Below are 21,170 nucleotides of genomic sequence, written 5' to 3' on the forward strand. Positions count from 1 at the left end.
TTATGTATAAAGTCGATATCAATTAACTCATTCAAGCCTAACCAACCGTTAGGCTTTTTTACTATATTTGATATAACCAAACTATAGAAATTATGAAAATTGCATTGTCAACATTATTACTTCTATTTTCTCTTTCCTCATTTTCTCAGTTACGTAATACTTCATGGGGAATGAAAGCAGAAGAAGTAAAAAAAATAGAAACATCAAAATTAGTCAGAGAATACAACGGAGATTTAACTTACTCACTTGATATAACTGATCTGAATTGTGAAATGGAATATATTTTTGCAAAAAACAAACTTGTTGAAATCAAGTACATATTCACTCCTGTCGTAAAGGAAAGGACCAAAGAAAATCAAACAGCGGTTTGGGTAAAAACTTATAAAAATATACAGCAGAAATATGGAGACCCTACAATTAGGGATAATGAAAAATTATACATTTGGTCTCTAAATGATTTTTCAATAAAGGCATCTCATGAAACAAGTAGATATCTAGAAACAGTAACAGTTTCTTACACGCCCCCTTCTCCGACCCAAAAGGATGTTCTATAGCCTAACCCACCGTTAGGCTTTCTCATTTTCCTTTCCTAACTTTAGGTGGCCAAAATGTTTACATTAACGTAAAACCTATAGGACATGACCAGGAATGATTATATCTATGATAAACTTGAACCAGTATTGAAGACATTATTTGATACTTATCATATTAACCACTCCTTTGCAGATGCCAGCGTCCACATTAATGAGGGATGGCCAATTGGCACTGATGTATATATCATAAGTGGATTCTTTAAATCAGACCTGTATATCCATAAGATGTACGTTGTAAAAGAAGCCATAAATATGGTTATTGACCGTCAAATCGAAAAAGTTACTGAGAGAATTAAGAATGATATTTACAATCGTAATAAACTGGGACTCCAATAAATACATCATAGAATTCGATCTATCTTGATTGGTTAGGCTTTTCTCTTAAACTCCCCATTATATCCTTCCAGCTTCTTTAGGATCTCCTGCTGCCTTTGATTGGCTATATCTACCCATCTTGCACACAAGCGTACTGCATACATAGGGTTAACGATCTTGAATTCCTTGAAGTTATTGACCTTGCCGTCTGAGTGAACTACCTTTTCCCAATTCTCTTCAAATTCGTCCGGAGTATAGAATCTCTGGCGCCTCTCATGGAATATCCAGCAACCGTTTACCCTCGCTGTCTTAATGAGAGAGACAACGTCACTGGGAGTTTGCTTGTTCCTGTTTATCCATGCTGGTGCTGACACGGAACAAAATTACTAATATTTTTAGTAAACTCATCAAGCGCATCAACTAAATAAACCCTATTTCTTATCTACCACTTCCTGGATATCCCCTAAAACGAGGTTTAGGATTATTGGATTATCCTTTAGTACCTTTTCAGCGTATTCGATAGCTTCTTCTTTAGACCTTGTCCTTGCTATCCAAACAGCATATCTACTTACAAAAGCCCTTACATCTAATTTTGAATATTCATTCATTTCCTTTATTATATAGAACAATATAAGATAAAATTGTTTCGATTTATTTTAAATTAATTTATTTCGACACAAATACCTTAATTAATTGTTTATCATACATGAAAAAGATTCCAATAGATACCATACTCTCAACTGCGAAAAGTTTATTGCGCGGGGGAATAGAGACCAACAGGAAAAAAATTACTTTCCCTGTTACAATGGAAGGCGAACCCTTCTATTTCCCCAACTCAAATATAAAGGAAATCGAGGGCGAAATGTGGACCATGTACACCGTGGATGGCAAACAGTGGCTAATAAAAATTGGTGAGGAAGTCCATAATTTGGGTTTGTATCCAGATGTTTATACTGGCGGATGATTTAATGATTACATAACTAAAGTTTACATCGTCTCATTCACGATGATGAACCAATACTTTCCCCTTCAACACTTAACTATATTCATGTATCTGAATGATCCCCTAAGACAGAAAAGGGAGTATTTTGAAAGGGGAATCTGCAGATCAACGCAGTTTTTTTGTATCGCAACTTTTGGATTTATTAACCATAATCAAAATATTCTTGATCGAATAAATCTATAATTGAATATTTGGTTTTCTAATCTTTCGACTTTTTAAGAATTTTCAATTCTCTTTCTAAAAGTCGCGGCCATTCTTTTAAAGAGTCCTTCATAAACTGTTCTCCCTGTTTTTCACCTAGGAGCTCTGACATTTTATTTGCCTGTGCCTGAAGGTGTTTTAGGAATTTTTTATTTGGCTCCTTAAATTGGGTTTTTATTGATATATCCTTTTTATTTTGTTGTCGTTCTTTCTTTTTCATATATAAGCCAAAACTACCTATAAATAATTTATCATATATTACAAATACAAATCCAAAACGTGCTTAAACTGCAAAAAGGTTATTGTATGAAGGAAAATATTGCATTGGGGATGTGTCCGAGAGCAGTTCCTGAAATATTTTTGAATAACTTTTTCACTCTTGATTAACACATACAGCTTGATAGCTTTGTTTTTAAAAAAATGGCCTTAACATAAGTTAAAGCCAAACAATTATTAACAAATGGAGTATTTTTAAGCTACACGAACATTTATGGCGTTCATTCCTTTCTGTCCGCGTTCAACATCAAAAATAACATCGTCATTTTCTCTAATGTTTTCCCTTAAGCCCGTACTGTGTACGAAAAGGTCCTGTCCGCCATCATTTGGTGAAATAAACCCAAAACCCTTGGTGTTGTTGAAGAATTTTACTTTTCCTTCTTGCATTGTAATAAAAATTAATTAAAAAATCTGTTGGGGCCTATGGCCGTTCCTTTTGAAACCTAACGTTTCAATAATCATTCTGTCGACAAGGAAAGGATGTTTTGTAAAAGAGGTTGAAGGAGTCCAATCTCAAATAGTTTCTGCATCGTTTAGATGGTAACAAATTAGCAGCTGAAAATGCGAAACTAAAAAAGATAGATTAACTGATCGGTTTCAGAAAGCGTAGGCAGAGCCTGATTATAATCAAAGGTAACAAAAATTAATTATAATCCTAATTTTATTTTCGCATTGATCTAATAACCTTAAAATGCGAGTTAAATGCCGCCCAAAAAGTTGGGTATTCATTGTATATGATCCCATACTCCTTGCATGTCGTTTTGACGATCCTGTTCAGTTCAGGATAATGGATATGGCTTATTTTCGGGAAAAGGTGATGCTCTACCTGGAAATTAAGCCCGCCCAACAACCATGTCAGGAATGTACTGTCTGTTGCAAAGTTCGAAGTCGATTGGAGCTGGTGCACCATCCATTCGTCCTCCACCCTGTGGTTTTCAATGGTCTTGAAATCGGTAATTGACACTACATGGGCAAGTTGGAAGACCGTAGCCAAACATATCCCACATACCATACTTGCAACCAATAACCCTATGAGAGTAGGTATAAAACCCACAAAGATGATCGGTACAATAATAAAAACAACTATGTGGAGTAACTTGCTGATCCAGAAAATTACCTTTTCCTTCCTGGGGATCAGAATTTTTGAAGAATGGAGGCTTAATCTTTGCCTAAAAAACTTTTCATAATCCTGATAAAAGATCCAAGCAAGATAAGAAATCGAATAGAGCAGAATAAAATAGAGATGCTGAAACCGATGGTGCTTCCTTATGGGCTGGTCGTGATGGATGCGCATGAATTTGATCTCGATATCATGGTCCTCGCCATCTATATTGGTATAGGTATGATGTGCAATGTTGTGCTTCAGCTTCCAAAGGTAAATATTGCCTCCCAAAAGGTTCAGGGTGTATGACAGTACGGAATTAATATGCCTGTTTTCTGAAAAGGTATTATGGCCGGCATCATGCATGATGTTAAATCCGATTGCGGCCAGATTTACACCCAATAACATGCACAGAATGATCCCTATCAACCAATGTGGCTGGATAAATATCAAAGTTATATATATCACTACTAAACTGGAAAGGAGCAGAATCGCTTTAATCGTCAATTTTCTATTGCCTGACTTCTTTAACTTATTCTTAATGAAATATTCGTTGATTTTATTTTTAAGCGTCCTAGAAAAGGACGTGTTTTCCTTAGAAAATTTTATTTTGGTACTCATTCCTCTTGCACAATGCAAATTAGTTCTTATTATCTAAACCAGCATCTAAAATAAAAAATATTTGATTCCTCCCAAAATTTAATATCTAAATAATAATTACCATAAACTTGACATAGATTTCTAAAACAAGTTCGTACAATCCAAGGATTCCAATTGGATTATTAAAAAAGTGGAATAGTATCCCAAACAAAATTATCTTATCGGTTATTTGGACATTGCAAACAATTAATATCTATATTAAAAACCCCAGGCCGTCTATCTTATTATGGTAGGCGTTTTTTTTATCCAATTCTCCTATTGGTTTGTTCCTATGAAGTAGGGTGCCCGCAATACCCAGGTTTTTGTATTGATATTTGCCAGTATTTTCGTAGTTACTGGGGATTTTTTTCAAACTATTATCAATCTCGTATGTTCGATGTATAAGAACAATTAATATAGTGGTTTACTAAATTGGGATTCCCCGTTTCGTCATGGTCTCGGGGAATTCTTAAGACCATTTTGAAACTCGATTGTTAATTCATCATAATTGGATAAACGAAGGGTAGCATCTGTTGATATTATAGGTTTAGTATCTTTTATATCCAGTTACCATAAAAAATCCACTCATTCGACAATTTTGAGGGGATTTTTTATTTTTGCCGGATGACATTAGATGAATTAAGGAGAGAATTACTGAACAGGCAATATGAGGACAACATCAGGATAGCTCCGCACATGGTAGTGTGCTATGCCGAGAGGTTCCTGGCAAAACGGTACAGGGACTGTGACAACTGGTAAAAGGAAATTGAGAAATGCCCAAGCTATGACAGGTTGAATCTCTTTTATGAAACTGTTAAAAATTCTTAAAACACTTGACCTGAAATCCTACCCTTATTAAATTTGAAAGGAGATTCACCTATCGATATATATTTAAAACATCCCCTGACACCATGTGTCAGGGGATGTTTTAACGGGCTGCTAATTAGTTTTTCCATAAAATTTCATCTCAATATCCCCGATCTTATGTTTAGATTGGGGATTTCTTTTCAATAAAAAAGCCACTGGTTAGAGTGGCTATGTTTATCATTTATTTTCCTTATTGGTCATTTTGGTAAAAATTTCATGCAATTCTTTTTGCATTTCATCTGGCATATTGGATGATTTTAAAAAGCCGAATCCAATACAATAATTAGTCCATTGCAAGAGATAGTGCTTATGCACATTGTCTACTTCACCATCTTTAGAATTTTCATCAAACCAATGTTGGTGCTTTTTTTTGAAAATCATTAGCCGATTCTTCAAAATGGTTTAAGAAAGTAGCCATATTTTTACCATATAAAGCTTCTTTTAAATCAATTGGATTTTCCATAAATATTTAATAATTAGTTTATATAAACATAATTATTTTCTTTTAAAACTCCAACAATCTAAGTTTAACACTTACCAACGGCTTCCATTGTCTATCTACCATGTCATAATAATAGTTACCACCCAAACGAGTACGCCCAATGGTCACGCCCCCATCTACACCTAAATTCAATCTATCGGTATAGAATCCAGATGCATTGACATCAACTTTAACATTATCCTGCTTAGGCTGTATTTTAACCCTTTTGACACCGTTTACAGTTGCCCTTGTGTCAGCTATCCAAAAATCAATATAATGATTCTTGCGCCCTAAAAACCAATCCTTTTTGTAATATTCTGATAGTTGATTTCTGCATTGTATGAGAAGTTAAATTTCTCTTTGCTTAAGCTTTCCTTTCCTTTGATAAATTCGATGTGCGCGTATTTGTCTTTATAGTAGAATCCCGTATCTGTTTTGAATGCCGGCAAATCCTTTGCAGAAATTGAAGTATTGTAATGCCTCCATTCCTTGAACTGTTTTCGCTCTATGCCCAAAAGTTTGGTAACAGTGCCAAGCCTTATCTTTGTGCTGTCATCTAATTCATAGAACGATTGTATAACATTTTCCTTATCACTAATAATAGCGTGTTCCATTCCGTTTTCATCTATCTTCTTGGTGATCTTTGTCACCTCTGCATTGACGGCCTCTTTAGCTTCTTGAGGTAGTTCAACTTTAGTTTTACCACTGTTCGGAAACCAAAAAATCATTATGAGAAGGATAACTATTATCCCGTATAAAAAATAATTCCTACATTCTTTTTCATTCACTACCTCTCTTTTCAAAGAATCCAAAGCCAAGTCGCGATTTTCAATTTGAGCATTTTTAAACAAGATGGTTTTTGTAAAGTCATCCACTTGAATTTCTAGTTTTTCAACCCTCTCCCTTAAATACTGCACCTGTTCCTGGCAGTCATCGTTCCTGCTATCCTCTTTAAAGAAAATTCTGTCAATCGCTATGGATAGGATTGAAGACAGGACAAACACTATAAATACCAATGGACATTTATTCGCTGCCTTAGCTGTTCCTTCATCAACTTTTGGTATCATCCCCTTACTTACTGAAATATAAATCCGCTTCTGATTTTCTCCTTCTAACCAATCCTGCAAATACCTTTCACCCGGCCTTGTTCCATTTTGCGAACTCATCACGGATGGAATGATCGTTTGGGTTTACATTGAGCTTTCGCAACAGTGTAGACTTACCAAGGTTTGTAGCCCCCAGATTGAAGGTTAAGCTCACCAAGGCATCGAACTGGTTCTGTGTTAATGGTACCTTTACCAGCCGAAGAACATCGTTCTCATATCCCTTCAATATTTCCTGTAGCATGCATGTGGCCTGGTACTCCGCCAATGGCCTGTCCTGCATCGTTACCTTGCGCCAATCGGGCAGATAGTACGTGAAGCCATAACCAATGGTAGGAATCCCTATCGGGTCCCTATATGGCTTTGGGTAGAATCCCTCAAGCTCTTGATTAATGCCAATCCTTTTTCTCCTGTTTACATGTTTCTTTATTATATTTATACCAACACACACACTTCCATTCTCAATTAATTGCCCAACGGTATATGCGCTGTTGGGCTTTTTTGTATTTATTCACTATCTTTAAGAACATTAATTCTATTATATATTCATGACCCAATGGCAACCCTCCCGCTGTTGGGTTTTTTGTTTTTAATGTGTATCTTCATTAAACCCTTCAATCCCAATTAGAAGGTTTTTCATTTTCTGGCCCAGTTTCACAAGACTGGGCTTTTTTTTAACAATATTCCAATTAACTTTGGATAAAAGTTAAAAGGTAAATGAGTAGTTTTTGGAACCCAATGGAGTAGTGGCCGTTGGGTTTCTTGTTTTTATTGCCTATCTTGCCCATCGCAACATGCAGACCTCTCAAAGGGTTTACATATCAGGTGGCCCAGTTATCCATATCGCTGGGCCTTTTTTATGCCCCTACCGAAATAGGGGTCTGTGGATTTTATTTCCTACCTTTATTTCGTATACGACACCACACATTTCGTTACTCGATTTTTAGCCCAATGGTTTAGTGCCTATTGGGCTTTTCTGCAATTTAAACCCTCAAGGAATTATGAATATATCCCGCTTTAACTGATTTTATATAGTCTTTAAAATCGATTACTTGGTATTCATTTGCATTAGGCTTATCTATTAACCTTCTTCCACTATAATCAGATCCAGTTATAATGAAAGCATCATCCTTCATTAACACCTTAATCCTGCAGTCGGAATTATTTAAAATTCTACAGCATCCCACTCATACCAAGTGTTACATTTTACCGCTACTTTCTCTCTGTTCATCATAGTTCTTTTATTACCAATTCCATTTGAAAATCTGTGTAACTGTTATTGTACAGACCCTTGTGGTAAATCAATGTGCCTGTATCGTAGAACGGCCGCATAGCGTGCTTTGTAGTCTGTTCTATAACTTGAGAAATTTAATACAGTCCAATATCTGTAAATAAGGTATGTTCTCCCTGTTGATTAAGTTCAGCTGTTTTATAAAACCAATGGAATGACGCTCCCTTTTAAAGCTTGGTCTAACGTTATTTTTTCCTATCTGGATGATATTACTGACCTGCGTGGTTAACCCAAAGGTATTAAAAACACTGAGCCCGGTTAAATAGCCTACGATCTTACCGTTTTCCTCTAACAGATCCTTTACTACCTGCGTCTGTGCCGGGAGTAATTCTCCAAAAAAAGACTTCTCAGGTTTATAAAATCTCCCTTTTGATATCTTATTAATCTTTCCTTTAGACAAAAGTATATTCAATGCTTTGATAACGGATTCCTTATTGCTCCCCGGCACATTAAAATCCTTATAGGTAAAAACATAATCAACAGGAAGTCTGCCAACTTTATTTAACACTATATCAGTTACTTTCAAAACATTTTAATTTTATTCAAAAAAAATAAAAGTCCAGTTATTTATTAAAAAAACTGGACAAAATAAATATTTTTACCCGTGCATGAATTATATAGTTTATAGAAGTGATTTGAAATAAAATATAAATCCAGTTATTCCTCAAGTAGAAAAGATTAAAAGTATTTCTCAGAAGAACTTTAACTTGGAATCCCAAATCTGTATGTAATAAATTCTAATAGACAAAGGTTATTGAAACCTTTAAGCTAGATTTCGATATGGAGCTATTTTGGCAAACTCCAATGATATAAAAATTTTAATCTTTTAACTCCCAATTAATTATCTTGCTACAAAAGAAGAAAATAAGTGGAATTCGATAATGATGACAAAACATCTCTACTCAACATTTTCAACGGACGACGAGATGTATTTGCAGTACGGTGGGAAAAGGGAAATAAAAGCGGCTATATGCCGGACTATAGCTACGACCCCTATCATTACCGACTGCACAAAGCAAATGGAGGTACTTATAGTAACTACAACCACAAAAGTTTTCTGCATTTATCAGAAATAGAAATTTCCAAACACCTTCAGGGCCTTCAACAGAATGGAATTTACCCGTTGTTGCAAGACAATACCTCCTGGTTTTTAGTGGCTGATTTCGATAAATCTGATTGGCAGCGGCAGGCATTGAAATTTCTGGAGGGATGCAGATCCAAAAATGTACCTGATTACCTTGAACGATCCCGTTCGGGAAATGGTGCGCATGTTTGAATTTTCTTTGAGGAACCGTACCCAGCATCTAAAAGCCCTAAGATATTCATGGAGATCTTAGAATGATGTGGAGCATTCTCGCCATTTGATAAAAGCTCCAGCTTTGACCGATTGTTTCCAAACCAGGAGTACCTTACTGGTAAAGGGTTGGGAAATCTCATTGCCCTGCCTTTATTTTTACCTGCTGTACAGAAGGGGAACAGCCCATTTGTAGATCCTAAAACAATGGATCCAATTGCTGATCAGATTGGATATCTGAAAAGGGCAAGAAAAATGAGTTTGGATTTATTGGACGAACTATATAATGAGAGATGGACGATTGCAGAAAGCAACATTTCGAATATTGACGAAAAACTTAAGATCATACTGAGCAATACGATAAAATCTAAGTAGTCATGCAATTCCATTAGTATTAATTAATTATTTGAAAGAGCACCTTAACTTTGCCAACTCAGCCTTTATGATTAAGAAAAAGTCAGGAAGGGGTACTTACGAAACACCTAGATTTTTTAAATTAATCGAAGAAACTGAAAATGAAATACTCATCCCAAGAGGGTTTATTGGAAAGCTCTTACGATTCTGTAGAGATGCACAGGTAGCGCATGAACTTTTTGATAACCGAAGTAAACATGCTCTAATCCCATTCCTTTAATGCCGCACTGAGAAGGCATCAGGCCAATGCCGTATCTGAAGTAGGAAAAAAAGATTTCGGGGTGATCGTAGGACCACCAGCGACTGGGAAAACAGTTATATCATTGGGGAGAACCCCTACGATCGTTACACTTTCCTGTCCTTCGCTAAGCCATAGACGTTGGTCCGGTTGGGCCGGCTGCCTTTTTACCTTGATTTAGTTCCCTGGCCACGTCATCCAATATAAGATTATTCCTTGAAGTATCGTGGACGAAAATCTGTGAGCTATCCGCAATTCCAGTAAGAACGAGAGGTCGCTCAATGATGTGATGAGGGCCCTCTACTACAACTTCTATAAGGAAAAAGATAGAGGGGCTACGGAAGCTGAAATAAAAATGACCTGCGAGAGCATCGCAGGTCAGAATCTTGATGAGATCTTCTCTTATATACAGAATTTGGACGATCTGGATCATCAAAAATATCTTTCCATGGCTGGTATCCAATATCAGAAGACCAATAATGCTGATGGCAAGAGCAGTGTAAAGCTGTCCATTCGACCAAAACTATCGACTACAGAAGAAGATCTTGAGTGATATTTCTGGGTATTGATTTAATTTAAAGCTGCCTCAAATGCCTGAGCTCCGCCAACCACTGGCAGGGTCAAACTGGTTCCATTGAGATCAAGTGTTAGTTCTGTTCCGGCTTCTGGCCATAGGGTAAACTCCTGATCAGAGGAGAATATCATCAGCCCGATCTGTTGTCCGGCAGGAATGATCTGGTCATCGGGCTGCAGGTCGAAAGCCAGGTCATAGAACTTGCCTGGTTTCAGCGGACTGCTTTTGGTCAATGACTCATAGTTTTGCGGGTCAGCCCAACCCCGGGTAATGATGTTATCCGTGATCTTCACTCCCTTTCCCTTTTCCCAGGGCAATGCCACCAACCAAACCGATAGGTTTGCTGCCGGTTTACTGCTTGCCAAGCGGATATTGATCCGGGACAATCCCGAAATATGGAGATCTTTGGTCAGTTTTGGACTCAGATAAAGCAATCTATTCTTAGATGTTTCTAATTGTGCCAAGGAATCACCAGTAAAGGATACATCATCAACCAAAGTCTCCTTAACTTTTCCAGAGTTTTGCTTGGTCGATAAAGAACCATGTTTAGGAGCACCTGCAGCTAGATAAAGTTTCACATTGGAGGCTGCCGGGTTAGGATAATCGGCATAGGCGGTAGGGTTGAACTGTCTGTCATTTTCACGTACGATCCAAGCCTTAGGGTCTTTTTCAACTCCATTTTGATCACCATATAAATAGCGGGTAAACCAACGGTTCATCATTTTCATGGGTGGAGGACCACCGTGTCCATCTTGATGGTAATAGATCTGAGCCGGGATTCCCAATTCCTTAGCTGCTTTATAGATCCTATAGCTATGCTCAGGCATTACGTTCCAATCATTGAATCCATGGGACATCAAAAGAGCTGCTTTCATTCCCGACATTTGGTTCAGATAATCGCGTCCTTTCCAGAAATCATTATAATCACCAGATTCACGGTCCAATCCGTTGGCCATCTCTGTATCTCGGATTACTTTATTGCCATAAGCTCGTTTTGCTTCCTCACCACTATGGACAAAATCGTATAATACATCGATATCTTCACCCAAATAGCCTCCGGGACTGCGAACCAGTCCGTTAGAACGATAATAATGGTAGTAAGAAGTATTAGGTGCAACGGGAATAATGGCTTTTAGGCCTTCCACACCTGTGGTTGCAGCAGCTAAAGGTAGCGTACCGTTAAAGGAAGTTCCGGTCATGCCTACCTTTCCGGTTGACCAATAGGCCCTCACCTTCTCGTTTCCATCGCGGCTGGTATAGCCGTTGTCCTTTCCAGACAGCCATTCGATGACAGCTTTCGGGGCAAGGGACTCATTGGGGCCGCCAATTGTTGGAGAACCATCAGATAAACCAGTTCCTGGAGATGAAGAATGCACCACGATGAAACCACGTTTTACCCATTCACGAATAAGGCTATTGGAAATAATAGGTCTTTCACCTGTTCTCTTTACCTCTGGGTGAACCCTTGCCGTGGGGGCCTTCTCTCCTAGCTCATGCTCCACATTCCACATGATCCCATCGACCATCTGTGCTGTACCGGCATAGTATGGACTGGTTTCGTAGATAACAGGGAGCTTAAGGTTTTCGGTTTCTGTTTGGTATGGCCGAGTGACATCGACATGCATCCTGTCCGGTTTTCCGTCACCGTCGGTATCAAATTCGGTTTCCACCCAAAGGTCCTCACGGATCCATTTATCCGGTGTATTGAAACCTTCTACAATCTGAGCTTCGCCTTCTTTGATAAGGGGCAACGTCTGCGCAAGGAGAACAGATGAAGAGGCCACAAAACACGTAAAAAGAAGTACGGAAGCGAATAATTTATTTATCATTGGAATAATAATTTTGTGACTAGATCGTCGGCAAAAAACACCGATCCCTCGATCATCCTACAATATTAAACATTTTCTCAGTTAATCTGTAACTACCAGCCAATTCCATAGTCTTCGCCATTGTTGCTGCTTCCTCCCCATAGGCTACCGTGCTTTTCGTCGAAGAAGATGGCATTGATCGGACCACTGGTTCGGTCGCCTAATTGAATGGAGTAACCCATTGTCTTTAATGCTTCAATAGTTTTGGGATCGGTCTTTCGATCCAGCAACAAACTACCCGCACGAGGTTTCCGGTCATCCATCTTGGTTCCTCCTAGGGAAAGCCATAATTGGTTACTGTTGATATTGGCGGCTTCGCTGGCTTGCTGGGCAGTCATGTTGAATTCAACCATATTCAGGAAATACTGAAGGAGATTCTGGTCTTGGGTATCTCCGCCTTGTACCGCAAAGGAAAGATAGGGTTTGCCATCTTTCAGGGCCATGGAAGGCGTAAGGGTAACCCTAGGCCGTTTACCCGGCTCCACCACATTGAAAGGGTTGATCAAGGAGTCCAACACGAAGCTCTGTAGCCTTTGGCTCATTCCGACGCCGGTATTTCCGGCGATTGTGGCCGGTAGCCATCCACCACTGGGGGTAATGGAAACGACCCAGCCGTCGGCATCGGCCGCTTCAACGGTGGTTGTTCCACGCCATAAACGGTCCATATATTCTTCGTCCAAGGGGTTAGTTGACTGTTCATGGTTTGATGAAGAAGTTACATCATGCTTAGGAACAAACTCACCCTTATTTTTTTCAGTCGGTGTAAATCTTTCCTGACGCTCTTTCAGCAATGCCAAAAATGGATTTTTCTTTCCCTCAAAAACATAGGGATCACCCGGAGCAGTTGCAGGGTTGTTTCTTTTGGGATCGATCTCTCCAGCTCTCTGTTTTCCATATTCTTCACTCAACAGGCCTTTGATTGGAATATTTCGGCTGAAATAAGGGTCCCCATAATAAAAGTCGCGATCTGCAAAAGCTAAGTTCATGGCTTGGTAAACGGTATGGATATAATCCACAGAATTGTATCCCATATTAGGAAGGTCATAATTCTTCAAGATCTGCAAAGCCTGGAGCATGGATGGCCCTTGGGTCCATTCCCGCAATTTGTAAACATCGATACCCTTGTAGTTGATCTTCAAAGGTTCCTCTTCGATGGGTTTCCACTTGGCCAAATCTTCTTTTGTGATCAGACCGCCTTGTTCTTTGCTTCCGCGTACAAACTCATCGGCGATATCCCCTTTATAGAATCTATCATTGGCTGCCATGATCGCTGCTTTTCTGCCTTTTCCTGCTCTTAGGGCTGCTTTCTCGGCTTCAACCATCTTGGTCAGGGTATTCAACAGATCGGCCTGGACAAAGATCTCTCCAGCTTCTGGAGCCTCTCTTTCCCCACCTTCATGGACCAGGAAAACCTTTTTACTGTACGGCCATTGCTTGATCCTATCCTTTCCGCGTTCAATACTATTGGCAGTCTGCGCATCAATAGGATAGCCTTTTGCCATTTCCATGGCTGGAGCTAGGACCTCTGCCAGGCTTTTGGTCCCATATTCTGCCAGCATGTGGCAAAGCCCCCCCGGTGTACCTGGGGTCAATGCTGCAAGAGGGCCGTATTCAGGCGGAAAATCGTATCCTTTACCCTTAAAAAAGGAAACGGTTGCCCCTGTCGGTGCTACCCCGAGAGCATTGATGGCAATTACTTTTTTAAGTTTTGGGTGATATATCAGGGCCTGTGTCTCCCCGCCCCAGCTCAGGACATCCCACATGGTACAGGTCGCGGCCAACATGGCGCAGGCTGCATCGACTGCATTGCCCCCTTGCTGGAAAAGCTGTGCTCCGGCAGTGGCGGCCAAAGGTTTTCCGGTGATCGCCATCCAATGTTTTCCATGGAGTGGAGGTTTTTGGGTCCTTTGAGAAAAGGCGGAAATACCTATAGAACAAAGTAAGACGGTTGGGAGCCATACTCTGTATGCCGAAAAAAGCTTGAATTTCATAATTAGGAAATTTTTATTGGAACAAGTTACCGATTTTGGAGCTTTATTAAAAGGTTAAATAGCTATTTGATTTTTTACAATTGTTTTTCCAACAATTAAAATTCAAAATCGTAATTTACTATTTATTAAGCAACTGCACTTAACAAACCTAAACTTACGAACAGCTTCATTCACGAACATAAAACTTAACCATTATGGAAAAGCCTAATTCAGATTATTCAAGAAGGGAATTCATTAAAAAAGCTAGCATCGGCGCTGGTGTGATAGGTCTAACGGCAATGGGCATCGATGCCAAGAGCTATGGCCGGATCATAGGCGCGAACGATCGGGTTCAGGTAGGCATTGTAGGGTTTTCAAACCGTTTCAAGGATTCCCTTGTGCCCTCCTTCCTAAACCATGCTAAGGAACTCAACTTTGAATTTGTTGCGGTATCGGATATTTGGAACCGAAGGCGAGACGAGGCTGAGGCCTATATCAAGCAGAAATCGGATAATACCATCAAGAAATACCGCAACAACGATGAACTCTATGCAGATAAAGGAATTGATGCCGTAATCATCAGTACAGCAGATTTCCAACATGCTCTGATGGCTGCTGAAGCTGTCCGCAATGGCAAGGACGTGTATGTCGAAAAGCCAATGGCTGAAACCTTGGAAGATGCCAAGATACTGTTGAAAGCTGTAAAGGAAACAGGCAAGATATTACAAGTTGGTTCACAGCGCAGAAGTGCCCCGAACTATATTGCTGCGGATGAGTACATCAAGTCTGGGAAATTTGGGGATATCATCATGGTGGAGATGACCTGGAATGTGAATCAGCCCGGACGTTGGCGATTACCGAAATTGGTCAAGGAAATCCGTCAAGAGGATACGGACTGGGATCGCTTTTTAATGGACCGGCCTAAAGTAGCCTGGGATCCGAGGAAATACCTGGAGTTTAGGTTGTTCTGGCCCTATTCATCGGGGATCTGGGGGCAATGGATGGCGCATCAGATCGATACGGTGCACTGGTTTTCGGGATTAAACCATCCGAGAAGTGTGGTTGCCAATGGAGGCATCTATACCTGGAAGGATGGCAGAGAGAATCCCGATACCGTAACGGCAGTGATGGACTATGGTCCCGAGAATGATAAGAGCAAGGGGTTTCAAGTGCTGTACTCCTCCCGCTTCACCAATTCTGCTGGAGGGATCAAGGAGCTTTACTATTCCAATGCAGGCATGCTGAACCTGGATACCAATCAGGTAAGTGCGGAAGGAGGATTGAACGAACGATCTGCCGCTGAAATGGGGGTGAAAGCAAATTTATTGACTCCATTTACGCTTGATAATGCGGCAAAAACGGAAACTTCGGCCAATACGGGTGGCGACCCGATGACCTCATTGCATATGCGCAATTGGATGGACTGTGTCCGTAACAGGAAGACGCCAAATGCATCGGTAGAAGCCGGTTACAACCATTCTATCGCTAATATTATGGCAAGGACAGCCATGGAGACCGGAAAACGGGTGACCTTTGACGATGCCAAACAAGAAGTGCTAACCAGTTAATGAAGGATTATGCTTATTAAAACATTCCCTGTGCTGCTATTGGCACTTTCGCTGTTCCAGGCACATGCACAGACTAAATATTCCATTGTGGAAAACAGAGCGGAAAAGCGGATCGACATTGCTGTTGATGGAAAACCATTCACCTCCTATATCTATCCCGGCGTGTTGATGAAGCCCGTGCTTTATCCCCTTCGGACGACAAAGGGCACTTTGGTGACCCGTGGCTGGCCACTGGACCCAAGGCCTGAGGAACGCGTGGACCATCCGCACCATGTCGGTATGTGGTTTAATTATGGAAATGTCAATGGATTGGATTTCTGGAACAATTCAACCGCCATACCTCCGGAAAGGAAAAAGGATTTTGGAACGATCAAACATGTAGCTGTTGAGAAAATAAAAGCCAGCAACAAGAATGCGGAATTGGCCGTGCTGAAAGATTGGCAAAGCCCTGATGGAAAAAGCCTGCTAAAGGAAAACACCCAATATGTCTTTTCCGAAGAAGGTCAGAAAAGATCGATTGAAATGACTACTAAATTGACGGCTTTGGATGAGGACGTTTCTTTTTCAGATAATAAGGAGGGCCTGATTGGGATCCGGATTGCACGAGAGCTAGAACACCCGTCCGATAAACCGGAGATCTTTACTGATGCAAACGGGAATCCAACAACTGTCTCCAAATTGGACAATGATAAAGTTACTGGGAAATATCGCAGCAGCGAAGGGATAGAAGGTGACGAAGTTTGGGGAACGCGAGGAAAATGGGTCAATCTGATAGGGAAGATTGGAAATGAACCGGTATCACTATTGATCTTAGATAATCCCAAAAATGTTGGCTATCCAACTTATTGGCATGCTAGGGGTTATGGTCTTTTTGCTGCCAATCCACTGGGACAGAAAGAGTTCAGCAAGGGCAAGGAGACCTTGAACTTCAAATTGAAGGCAGGTGAGTCCGTTACTTTTAGATACAAGGTCATCATCAGCTCTGGTGCAGAATTGAGTGATGCCGAGGCTAATGCCGCCTTTCAGGAATTCAGCAAGAAATAAGGATTAGGAAGAGGGTCCCTAGAATTCGCGTTTAGCTAGATAGTAGTCCTCTTTTTCGGTCATCAAGGTTTTGTCTTCCTTTTTCTTATCGTAATAGCCGCAAAGGTGGAGTATACCATGGATGATGACACGATGCAGTTCGTCGCGTTCGGAAACATTGAATTTTTTAGCGTTCTCCATGGTCCTTTCCACGGAAATAAAGATATCTCCGGCAATGACACCTTCATCTTCTGACGAATCAAAGGTCACGATATCCGTAAAGGTATCGTGGTCAAGGTATTGCTTATTGATTTCAAGGAGATAGGCATCCGAGCATAGAACAAAGCTCAGCTCCCCTACGCGCTTAAAACCTTCGGCCTTAATCGTTGCGCCAATCCACTGCCTAACCTTTTGCTTTTCCTTGAGTGTAAAATCGATGTCTTCAGAAAAAAACTGAATGTCCTTCAATGCCATATTAATAAGATTTGCTATCCATATAAGTCTGCAGGATCAATACTGCCGAAACTTTATCAATCAACCCCTTATCCTGTCTTTTGCTTTTTTTCATTCCAGACTGAGCAATCGCCCTGGAAGCGATCTTGGAAGTGAACCTTTCATCCACTTCGACAATCGGGATATTGGGATAGGTTTTGCGGAGCTTCCTGCTGAAACCTACCACATGTTGGTCAGATCCGGATGCAGTTCCGTCCAATTGCTTCGGCCTACCAATGACGAAGGTTTCTACCTGTTCCCCGGCAAGGTAATCGGACAGGAATTTCCAGATCCCTTCGGGATGGATGGTGGTCAATGGGCTTGCAATGATCTGCATGCTGTCGGAAACAGCAATCCCGATCCTCTTGGTCCCATAATCAAACGCCATTATTCTCATGTCTCTGCAATTTTCACAAAATTACAATTAAACTTTAGATTAGCCCTATCCGATAATCGCAAAATATCTATACATTTGATAGATATTAATTCAAAAAAATGAAAGCACTTATCTACTTCATCAGCTTCTTTGGTCCGGTAATATTAATGGCCCAATCTTTGGAACAGGAAATTCAGTCCTATAGGGACAAACAGATCCAGGAAATGGTGAAGGACGAGTTTGGCCCATTAAGAAAGGATCAGGTTGAATTTGTGAGCTTCTATCCTGCAAAGCGAGACTATGTGGTGACAGCATCAGTAGAGCAGCTTTTCAATGAACCTACCTTCAGGATGCCCACTTATGATGGCACCTCCAACGAGTACAAGCGCTTTGGATTCTTGAATTTTGAATTGAACGGGAAGAAATATAAGCTAACGGCTTATCAAAGTGTTGCACTGTTCCAGAATGCGACCTATAAAAACCACCTTTTCGTGCCTTTCATGGACAATTCGACAGGAGAGACCACCTATGAAGGCGGCCGATATATGGACCTGAGCATAGCCGATATCAAGGATGGAAAGATCAAGGTCGATTTCAACAGGGCATACAACCCTTACTGTGCCTACAGCAATGGATACCGGTGCCCTCAGCCACCCAAGGACAATATTTTGAATGCGGCCATAGAAGCTGGGGAGAAAAAGTACAAAGGACCTAAAAACGAAAGGAACGTGAACAAGAGTACGGCAAAGAACTTTAACGATTTTGAAAAATCTTTGATCAATGGGGCTGATGAAAACAGCTTGATGCATGTATACAAGGTTACAGATGAAAAGGAACTGGCAGTTTTAAAGAAACCATCGGAGGACATCAAATTTGATGATCCATTGCTGGATAAACTTGCTGCAAGGATGCTGCTTACGGTCAAGGATCCGGAACATGCTGGTGTTGGGATAGCTGGTCCGCAGGTAGGCATCAACAAAAATGTTATTTGGGTTCAGCGATTGGATAAGAAAGATGAGCCTTTTGAGTTTTATTTGAACCCTAAAATCATCTGGCGCTCTAAGTTGACTCGCCAAGGTGCAGAGGGCTGTCTGTCTATTCCTGATCTGAGGCAAGATGTAAAGCGAAGTTACGCTATTAAATTACAGCATATTGATCGCCAAGGGAATGTGAAAGAGGAGCTGATCGAAGGTTTTACGGCTGTGATTTTCCAGCATGAGGTAGACCATCTTTACGGTATTTTATTCCCTGATCGCATAGAAGAGTCGACAAAGGTAGAATTTGAGCCATTGAGAGATAAAGTGGAGTTTTTGATTCAAAAAGGTAGTATCAGGCCTTAATTGAGGAATAAAACCGCTGTACCCGTAAACAGGGATATTTCAAATTGGCCATTTTTTTTACTGAAAACTTGGTTATCTTTAGGATTAATATTGGACCACTTTCCTAAAGACCATGTACAATCCAGCCTATAGCATAGCTATTGTCGATGATCACTCGCTAATCCTACAAGGGTTGGTCAGTCTCTTGGACCGCATAAAACCCTATGAGGTGACCGCCACATTTACCAAAGGTCATGAATTACTGAAATTTCTAGAAACCGACCCTGTGGACATTGTCCTCCTGGATATTTCACTTCCTGATATTAATGGGATAGACCTCTGCCTGGAGATAAAGAGGATCGCCCCAAATGTGATCATCCTGGGCCTGAGCAACCATACCGAGCGCAGCGTGATCCTGCAGCTCATGCAGAATGGGGCATCAGGCTACCTGCTCAAGAACATCGATATCGTGGAATTGGAGAAATGCCTGGACCAGGCGGTGAACAAACAGATGGTATTCAGCTCCGCGGTACAGGAGATCATTGCCAATCCGATAGGTTCAGACCTGCCCCTATTACCCAAGCTTACGAAAAGAGAGACTGAGATTTTGAAACTGATTGCATTGGGGAAGACTTCAGTTCAGATTGCGGAGGAGTTGTTTTTGTCCCCACTCACCATCGAAACCCATAGGAAAAGGATGATGAGCAAGTTCAAAGCTAAAAACATGATGTCGCTGATCAAGATAACGACGGAGCACAGATTGATCTAGCGCTCCCTTAAGCGGACCTCGAACAACTTGCTCCAGTGCTTTCCTGTTACCAATAAGGTCCTGCTGTCCGGTCTATAGGCTATACCGTTCATCTCATTGTCATAAGGAGCACGGTTATCGCTGTACAGGCCAACAAAGTTGATCCTACCTTCAACAATTCCAGTCTTAGGATCGATGATCACCATTTCGTCTTTATCGCCGTAATAGAGGTTTGCATAGATCTTGCCGTCAATGAATTCCAATTCATTTAACTTTTCTACAGGACCGTTATCATCAAAAACAGCAATGGAACCTGTTTCAGCTAATGTCGCTGGATCTAGGAAATACAGTTTATTGGAACCGTCGGATTTGATGAACTGTTTACCATCGTAGGTCAAACCCCAGCCTTCCTTGCTGTTTTGGTAGTCAAAAGACTTCAATAGTTTGAAGCTGTTCTTGTCATAAACATGGCCTTTGTTGTTCTGCCAGGTCAATACGTACATATTATTTCCAACGACCGTCATCCCCTCTCCGAATTCATCAGCCGCTAGGTCTGCTTTCTGAAGGACCTTGCCTGTTGCTAATTCCACTTTCCTAAGGGTAGATTCACCTAACTGACCGGTAGTTTCATATAATGTTCCGTTTTCGAAGAATAGCCCTTGGGTAAAGGCTCCTTGATCGTGCGGATAGGTATTTACCACTTCAAAAGCGTATTGCTTTGGAGCGGGCGGAACGACCAAGACTTCGCTGTATGCGATATCCTCTTTGCCCCCGGAATACACCTTTGCACTCAATCTTTTATTTCCATAGCTATAGGCGTCAGTATCAAACACGACCGCTGTTGTGTCGGTTTTACGGTCAAAGATATCACCATCCACCGAATAGACCACTGAGTCTACCGAAGCGTCAGGAAATTTCAACTTCACTTGCACCTTCTCCCCTTTCAGGACCTTGCTGTTATTGGTCGGGTTTACAAATTCAACCTTGCTTTGTTGGGTCTTACAACCGATGACCAAGGAAATGGAAAGGATAGTTAGTGCCTGAATGCTAAGCTTTAGTTTCTTATTCATATTAATAATTCCAAAATGCGTCTTTTATATATGTTGATTTTCCGTCTATAAAGGTAATGACATCAAACCTGATTTCTCCACGATGATCTTTTTGCATGATATAGGCTTCTGCGGCCCTACTCAGTCTATTTTGTTTTTGTGAATTGATCATATCCCTTTCGGTTCCAAACGCCGAAGAAGACCTTACTTTCACTTCCACAAATACCACAACGTCATTATCATGGGCGATCATATCTACCTATAGATCTTTATGTCGACAATTTAATTCAAAAATCTGGAAACCAATCTTTTTTATAAATAAAACCGTCATTTCTTCACCTTTTGTTCAAGGGTCCTTGCGGTCTA

The 21,170-nt window shown here is 40.6% G+C and carries 22 protein-coding genes and 1 pseudogene; 9 read left to right on the forward strand and 14 right to left on the reverse strand.

Going from position 1 to position 21,170, the window contains the following annotated elements; genetic code table 11:
- The first annotated feature begins 170 nt into the window (after nt 1-170).
- Nucleotides 171-554: a hypothetical protein gene (locus CKW03_RS18550; RefSeq protein WP_093099385.1), complete on the forward strand. Its 384-nt coding sequence runs from the start codon at nt 171-173 to the stop codon at nt 552-554.
- A gap of 84 nt (nt 555-638) precedes the next feature.
- Complete coding sequence (locus CKW03_RS18555; RefSeq protein ID WP_093099387.1) at nt 639-929, forward strand: hypothetical protein; 291 nt, start codon at nt 639-641, stop codon at nt 927-929.
- 32 nt (nt 930-961) lie between these two features.
- On the opposite strand, the gene CKW03_RS18560 is transcribed toward CKW03_RS18555, so the two are convergent.
- Together CKW03_RS18560 and CKW03_RS20540 are read right to left on the reverse strand one after the other, a co-directional pair.
- Nucleotides 962-1,282 carry a hypothetical protein gene (locus CKW03_RS18560; RefSeq protein ID WP_093099389.1) on the reverse strand — a complete coding sequence of 107 codons (321 nt, stop codon included), beginning with the start codon at nt 1,280-1,282 and terminating at the stop codon, nt 962-964.
- Between the two features lie 57 nt (nt 1,283-1,339).
- The gene (locus CKW03_RS20540) at nt 1,340-1,516 is read right to left on the reverse strand and encodes a hypothetical protein (protein ID WP_157739574.1); all 177 of its coding nucleotides are present in this window, start codon (nt 1,514-1,516) and stop codon (nt 1,340-1,342) included.
- Nucleotides 1,517-1,614: 98 nt separating this feature from the next.
- Here CKW03_RS20540 and CKW03_RS18565 point away from each other — a divergent pair, with 98 nt between their 5' ends.
- A complete protein-coding gene (locus tag CKW03_RS18565; protein WP_093099391.1) occupies nt 1,615-1,872 on the forward strand; it encodes a hypothetical protein in 258 nt (85 codons plus the stop codon).
- A gap of 238 nt (nt 1,873-2,110) precedes the next feature.
- Here CKW03_RS18565 and CKW03_RS18570 read toward each other — a convergent pair whose 3' ends face one another.
- From CKW03_RS18570 to CKW03_RS18600, 6 genes are all read right to left on the reverse strand, one after another.
- Nucleotides 2,111-2,332: a hypothetical protein gene (locus tag CKW03_RS18570; RefSeq protein ID WP_093099393.1), complete on the reverse strand. Its 222-nt coding sequence runs from the start codon at nt 2,330-2,332 to the stop codon at nt 2,111-2,113.
- Nucleotides 2,333-2,583: 251 nt separating this feature from the next.
- A complete protein-coding gene (locus CKW03_RS18575; protein ID WP_093099395.1) occupies nt 2,584-2,775 on the reverse strand; it encodes a cold-shock protein in 192 nt (63 codons plus the stop codon).
- 274 nt (nt 2,776-3,049) lie between these two features.
- Entirely contained in the window at nt 3,050-4,111 is a 1,062-nt protein-coding gene (locus tag CKW03_RS18580) for a fatty acid desaturase family protein (protein ID WP_093099397.1), read from the reverse strand.
- 1,656 nt (nt 4,112-5,767) lie between these two features.
- Entirely contained in the window at nt 5,768-6,643 is an 876-nt protein-coding gene (locus tag CKW03_RS18590) for a hypothetical protein (RefSeq protein WP_139185492.1), read from the reverse strand.
- Nucleotides 6,612-7,031: a lysozyme gene (locus CKW03_RS20955; RefSeq protein ID WP_197700956.1), complete on the reverse strand. Its 420-nt coding sequence runs from the start codon at nt 7,029-7,031 to the stop codon at nt 6,612-6,614. Before CKW03_RS20955 ends, CKW03_RS18590 begins: the two co-directional genes overlap by 32 nt.
- A gap of 901 nt (nt 7,032-7,932) precedes the next feature.
- Nucleotides 7,933-8,397 carry a DUF6088 family protein gene (locus CKW03_RS18600; protein WP_093099403.1) on the reverse strand — a complete coding sequence of 155 codons (465 nt, stop codon included), beginning with the start codon at nt 8,395-8,397 and terminating at the stop codon, nt 7,933-7,935.
- A 342-nt stretch (nt 8,398-8,739) separates the two neighbouring features.
- On the opposite strand from CKW03_RS18600, the pseudogene CKW03_RS20960 reads away from it, so the two are divergent.
- A pseudogene (locus CKW03_RS20960) lies at nt 8,740-9,540 on the forward strand (TOTE conflict system archaeo-eukaryotic primase domain-containing protein).
- 566 nt (nt 9,541-10,106) lie between these two features.
- Nucleotides 10,107-10,370 (forward strand): hypothetical protein, encoded by a 264-nt coding sequence (locus CKW03_RS20550; protein WP_139185493.1) that lies wholly within the window; start codon nt 10,107-10,109, stop codon nt 10,368-10,370.
- A gap of 17 nt (nt 10,371-10,387) precedes the next feature.
- On the opposite strand, the gene CKW03_RS18625 is transcribed toward CKW03_RS20550, so the two are convergent.
- On the reverse strand, nt 10,388-12,220 hold the full coding sequence (locus CKW03_RS18625) for a Xaa-Pro dipeptidyl-peptidase (RefSeq protein ID WP_093099416.1): 1,833 nt from the start codon (nt 12,218-12,220) through the stop codon (nt 10,388-10,390).
- Between the two features lie 92 nt (nt 12,221-12,312).
- On the reverse strand, nt 12,313-14,250 hold the full coding sequence (locus CKW03_RS18630) for a gamma-glutamyltransferase family protein (RefSeq protein ID WP_236736535.1): 1,938 nt from the start codon (nt 14,248-14,250) through the stop codon (nt 12,313-12,315).
- Nucleotides 14,251-14,444: 194 nt separating this feature from the next.
- On the opposite strand from CKW03_RS18630, the gene CKW03_RS18635 reads away from it, so the two are divergent.
- Together CKW03_RS18635 and CKW03_RS18640 are read left to right on the forward strand one after the other, a co-directional pair.
- Nucleotides 14,445-15,797 carry a Gfo/Idh/MocA family protein gene (locus CKW03_RS18635; protein ID WP_093099417.1) on the forward strand — a complete coding sequence of 451 codons (1,353 nt, stop codon included), beginning with the start codon at nt 14,445-14,447 and terminating at the stop codon, nt 15,795-15,797.
- 9 nt (nt 15,798-15,806) lie between these two features.
- A complete protein-coding gene (locus CKW03_RS18640) occupies nt 15,807-16,841 on the forward strand; it encodes a DUF6807 domain-containing protein (protein ID WP_093099419.1) in 1,035 nt (344 codons plus the stop codon).
- Nucleotides 16,842-16,859: 18 nt separating this feature from the next.
- Here the strand turns inward: CKW03_RS18640 and ybeY are convergent, their stop codons facing one another.
- A complete protein-coding gene (gene ybeY / locus CKW03_RS18645) occupies nt 16,860-17,294 on the reverse strand; it encodes an rRNA maturation RNase YbeY (RefSeq protein ID WP_175486327.1) in 435 nt (144 codons plus the stop codon).
- Between the two features lies 1 nt (nt 17,295).
- Entirely contained in the window at nt 17,296-17,709 is a 414-nt protein-coding gene (ruvX, locus tag CKW03_RS18650; RefSeq protein WP_093099420.1) for a Holliday junction resolvase RuvX, read from the reverse strand.
- 98 nt (nt 17,710-17,807) lie between these two features.
- On the opposite strand from ruvX, the gene def reads away from it, so the two are divergent.
- Both def and CKW03_RS18660 read left to right on the forward strand, forming a co-directional pair.
- The gene (gene def / locus CKW03_RS18655; RefSeq protein ID WP_093099422.1) at nt 17,808-19,028 is read left to right on the forward strand and encodes a peptide deformylase; all 1,221 of its coding nucleotides are present in this window, start codon (nt 17,808-17,810) and stop codon (nt 19,026-19,028) included.
- A gap of 112 nt (nt 19,029-19,140) precedes the next feature.
- Nucleotides 19,141-19,776 carry a response regulator transcription factor gene (locus CKW03_RS18660; RefSeq protein WP_093099424.1) on the forward strand — a complete coding sequence of 212 codons (636 nt, stop codon included), beginning with the start codon at nt 19,141-19,143 and terminating at the stop codon, nt 19,774-19,776.
- Here CKW03_RS18660 and CKW03_RS18665 read toward each other — a convergent pair.
- Nucleotides 19,773-20,825: a glutaminyl-peptide cyclotransferase gene (locus tag CKW03_RS18665; protein ID WP_093099426.1), complete on the reverse strand. Its 1,053-nt coding sequence runs from the start codon at nt 20,823-20,825 to the stop codon at nt 19,773-19,775. The genes CKW03_RS18660 and CKW03_RS18665 overlap by 4 nt on opposite strands.
- A 1-nt stretch (nt 20,826) precedes the next feature.
- Nucleotides 20,827-21,057, reverse strand: a complete 231-nt coding sequence (locus CKW03_RS18670; RefSeq protein ID WP_093099428.1) for a YraN family protein — start codon at nt 21,055-21,057, stop codon at nt 20,827-20,829.
- Nucleotides 21,058-21,170 lie beyond the last annotated feature (113 nt).

Origin of the sequence: Sphingobacterium mizutaii (assembly GCF_900187125.1) — a bacterium.
Classification (GTDB): domain Bacteria; phylum Bacteroidota; class Bacteroidia; order Sphingobacteriales; family Sphingobacteriaceae; genus Sphingobacterium; species Sphingobacterium mizutaii.

What these genes read in the sequence shown, in the direction of transcription:
- CKW03_RS18660 (WP_093099424.1), top strand. Translation starts at nt 19,141, where the DNA reads ATGTACAATCCAGCCTATAGCATAGCTATTGTCGATGATCACTCGCTA.
- CKW03_RS18580 (WP_093099397.1), bottom strand. Translation starts at nt 4,111, where the DNA reads ATGAGTACCAAAATAAAATTTTCTAAGGAAAACACGTCCTTTTCTAGG.
- CKW03_RS18590 (WP_139185492.1), bottom strand. Translation starts at nt 6,643, where the DNA reads ATGAGTTCGCAAAATGGAACAAGGCCGGGTGAAAGGTATTTGCAGGAT.
- CKW03_RS20540 (WP_157739574.1), bottom strand. Translation starts at nt 1,516, where the DNA reads ATGAATGAATATTCAAAATTAGATGTAAGGGCTTTTGTAAGTAGATAT.
- def (WP_093099422.1), top strand. Translation starts at nt 17,808, where the DNA reads ATGAAAGCACTTATCTACTTCATCAGCTTCTTTGGTCCGGTAATATTA.
- CKW03_RS18555 (WP_093099387.1), top strand. Translation starts at nt 639, where the DNA reads ATGACCAGGAATGATTATATCTATGATAAACTTGAACCAGTATTGAAG.
- CKW03_RS18670 (WP_093099428.1), bottom strand. Translation starts at nt 21,057, where the DNA reads ATGATCGCCCATGATAATGACGTTGTGGTATTTGTGGAAGTGAAAGTA.
- CKW03_RS18565 (WP_093099391.1), top strand. Translation starts at nt 1,615, where the DNA reads ATGAAAAAGATTCCAATAGATACCATACTCTCAACTGCGAAAAGTTTA.
- CKW03_RS18575 (WP_093099395.1), bottom strand. Translation starts at nt 2,775, where the DNA reads ATGCAAGAAGGAAAAGTAAAATTCTTCAACAACACCAAGGGTTTTGGG.
- CKW03_RS20550 (WP_139185493.1), top strand. Translation starts at nt 10,107, where the DNA reads ATGAGGGCCCTCTACTACAACTTCTATAAGGAAAAAGATAGAGGGGCT.
- CKW03_RS18640 (WP_093099419.1), top strand. Translation starts at nt 15,807, where the DNA reads ATGCTTATTAAAACATTCCCTGTGCTGCTATTGGCACTTTCGCTGTTC.
- ruvX (WP_093099420.1), bottom strand. Translation starts at nt 17,709, where the DNA reads ATGAGAATAATGGCGTTTGATTATGGGACCAAGAGGATCGGGATTGCT.
- CKW03_RS18630 (WP_236736535.1), bottom strand. Translation starts at nt 14,250, where the DNA reads ATGAAATTCAAGCTTTTTTCGGCATACAGAGTATGGCTCCCAACCGTC.
- CKW03_RS18635 (WP_093099417.1), top strand. Translation starts at nt 14,445, where the DNA reads ATGGAAAAGCCTAATTCAGATTATTCAAGAAGGGAATTCATTAAAAAA.
- CKW03_RS18625 (WP_093099416.1), bottom strand. Translation starts at nt 12,220, where the DNA reads ATGATAAATAAATTATTCGCTTCCGTACTTCTTTTTACGTGTTTTGTG.
- CKW03_RS18550 (WP_093099385.1), top strand. Translation starts at nt 171, where the DNA reads ATGAAAGCAGAAGAAGTAAAAAAAATAGAAACATCAAAATTAGTCAGA.
- CKW03_RS18570 (WP_093099393.1), bottom strand. Translation starts at nt 2,332, where the DNA reads ATGAAAAAGAAAGAACGACAACAAAATAAAAAGGATATATCAATAAAA.
- CKW03_RS18665 (WP_093099426.1), bottom strand. Translation starts at nt 20,825, where the DNA reads ATGAATAAGAAACTAAAGCTTAGCATTCAGGCACTAACTATCCTTTCC.
- ybeY (WP_175486327.1), bottom strand. Translation starts at nt 17,294, where the DNA reads ATGGCATTGAAGGACATTCAGTTTTTTTCTGAAGACATCGATTTTACA.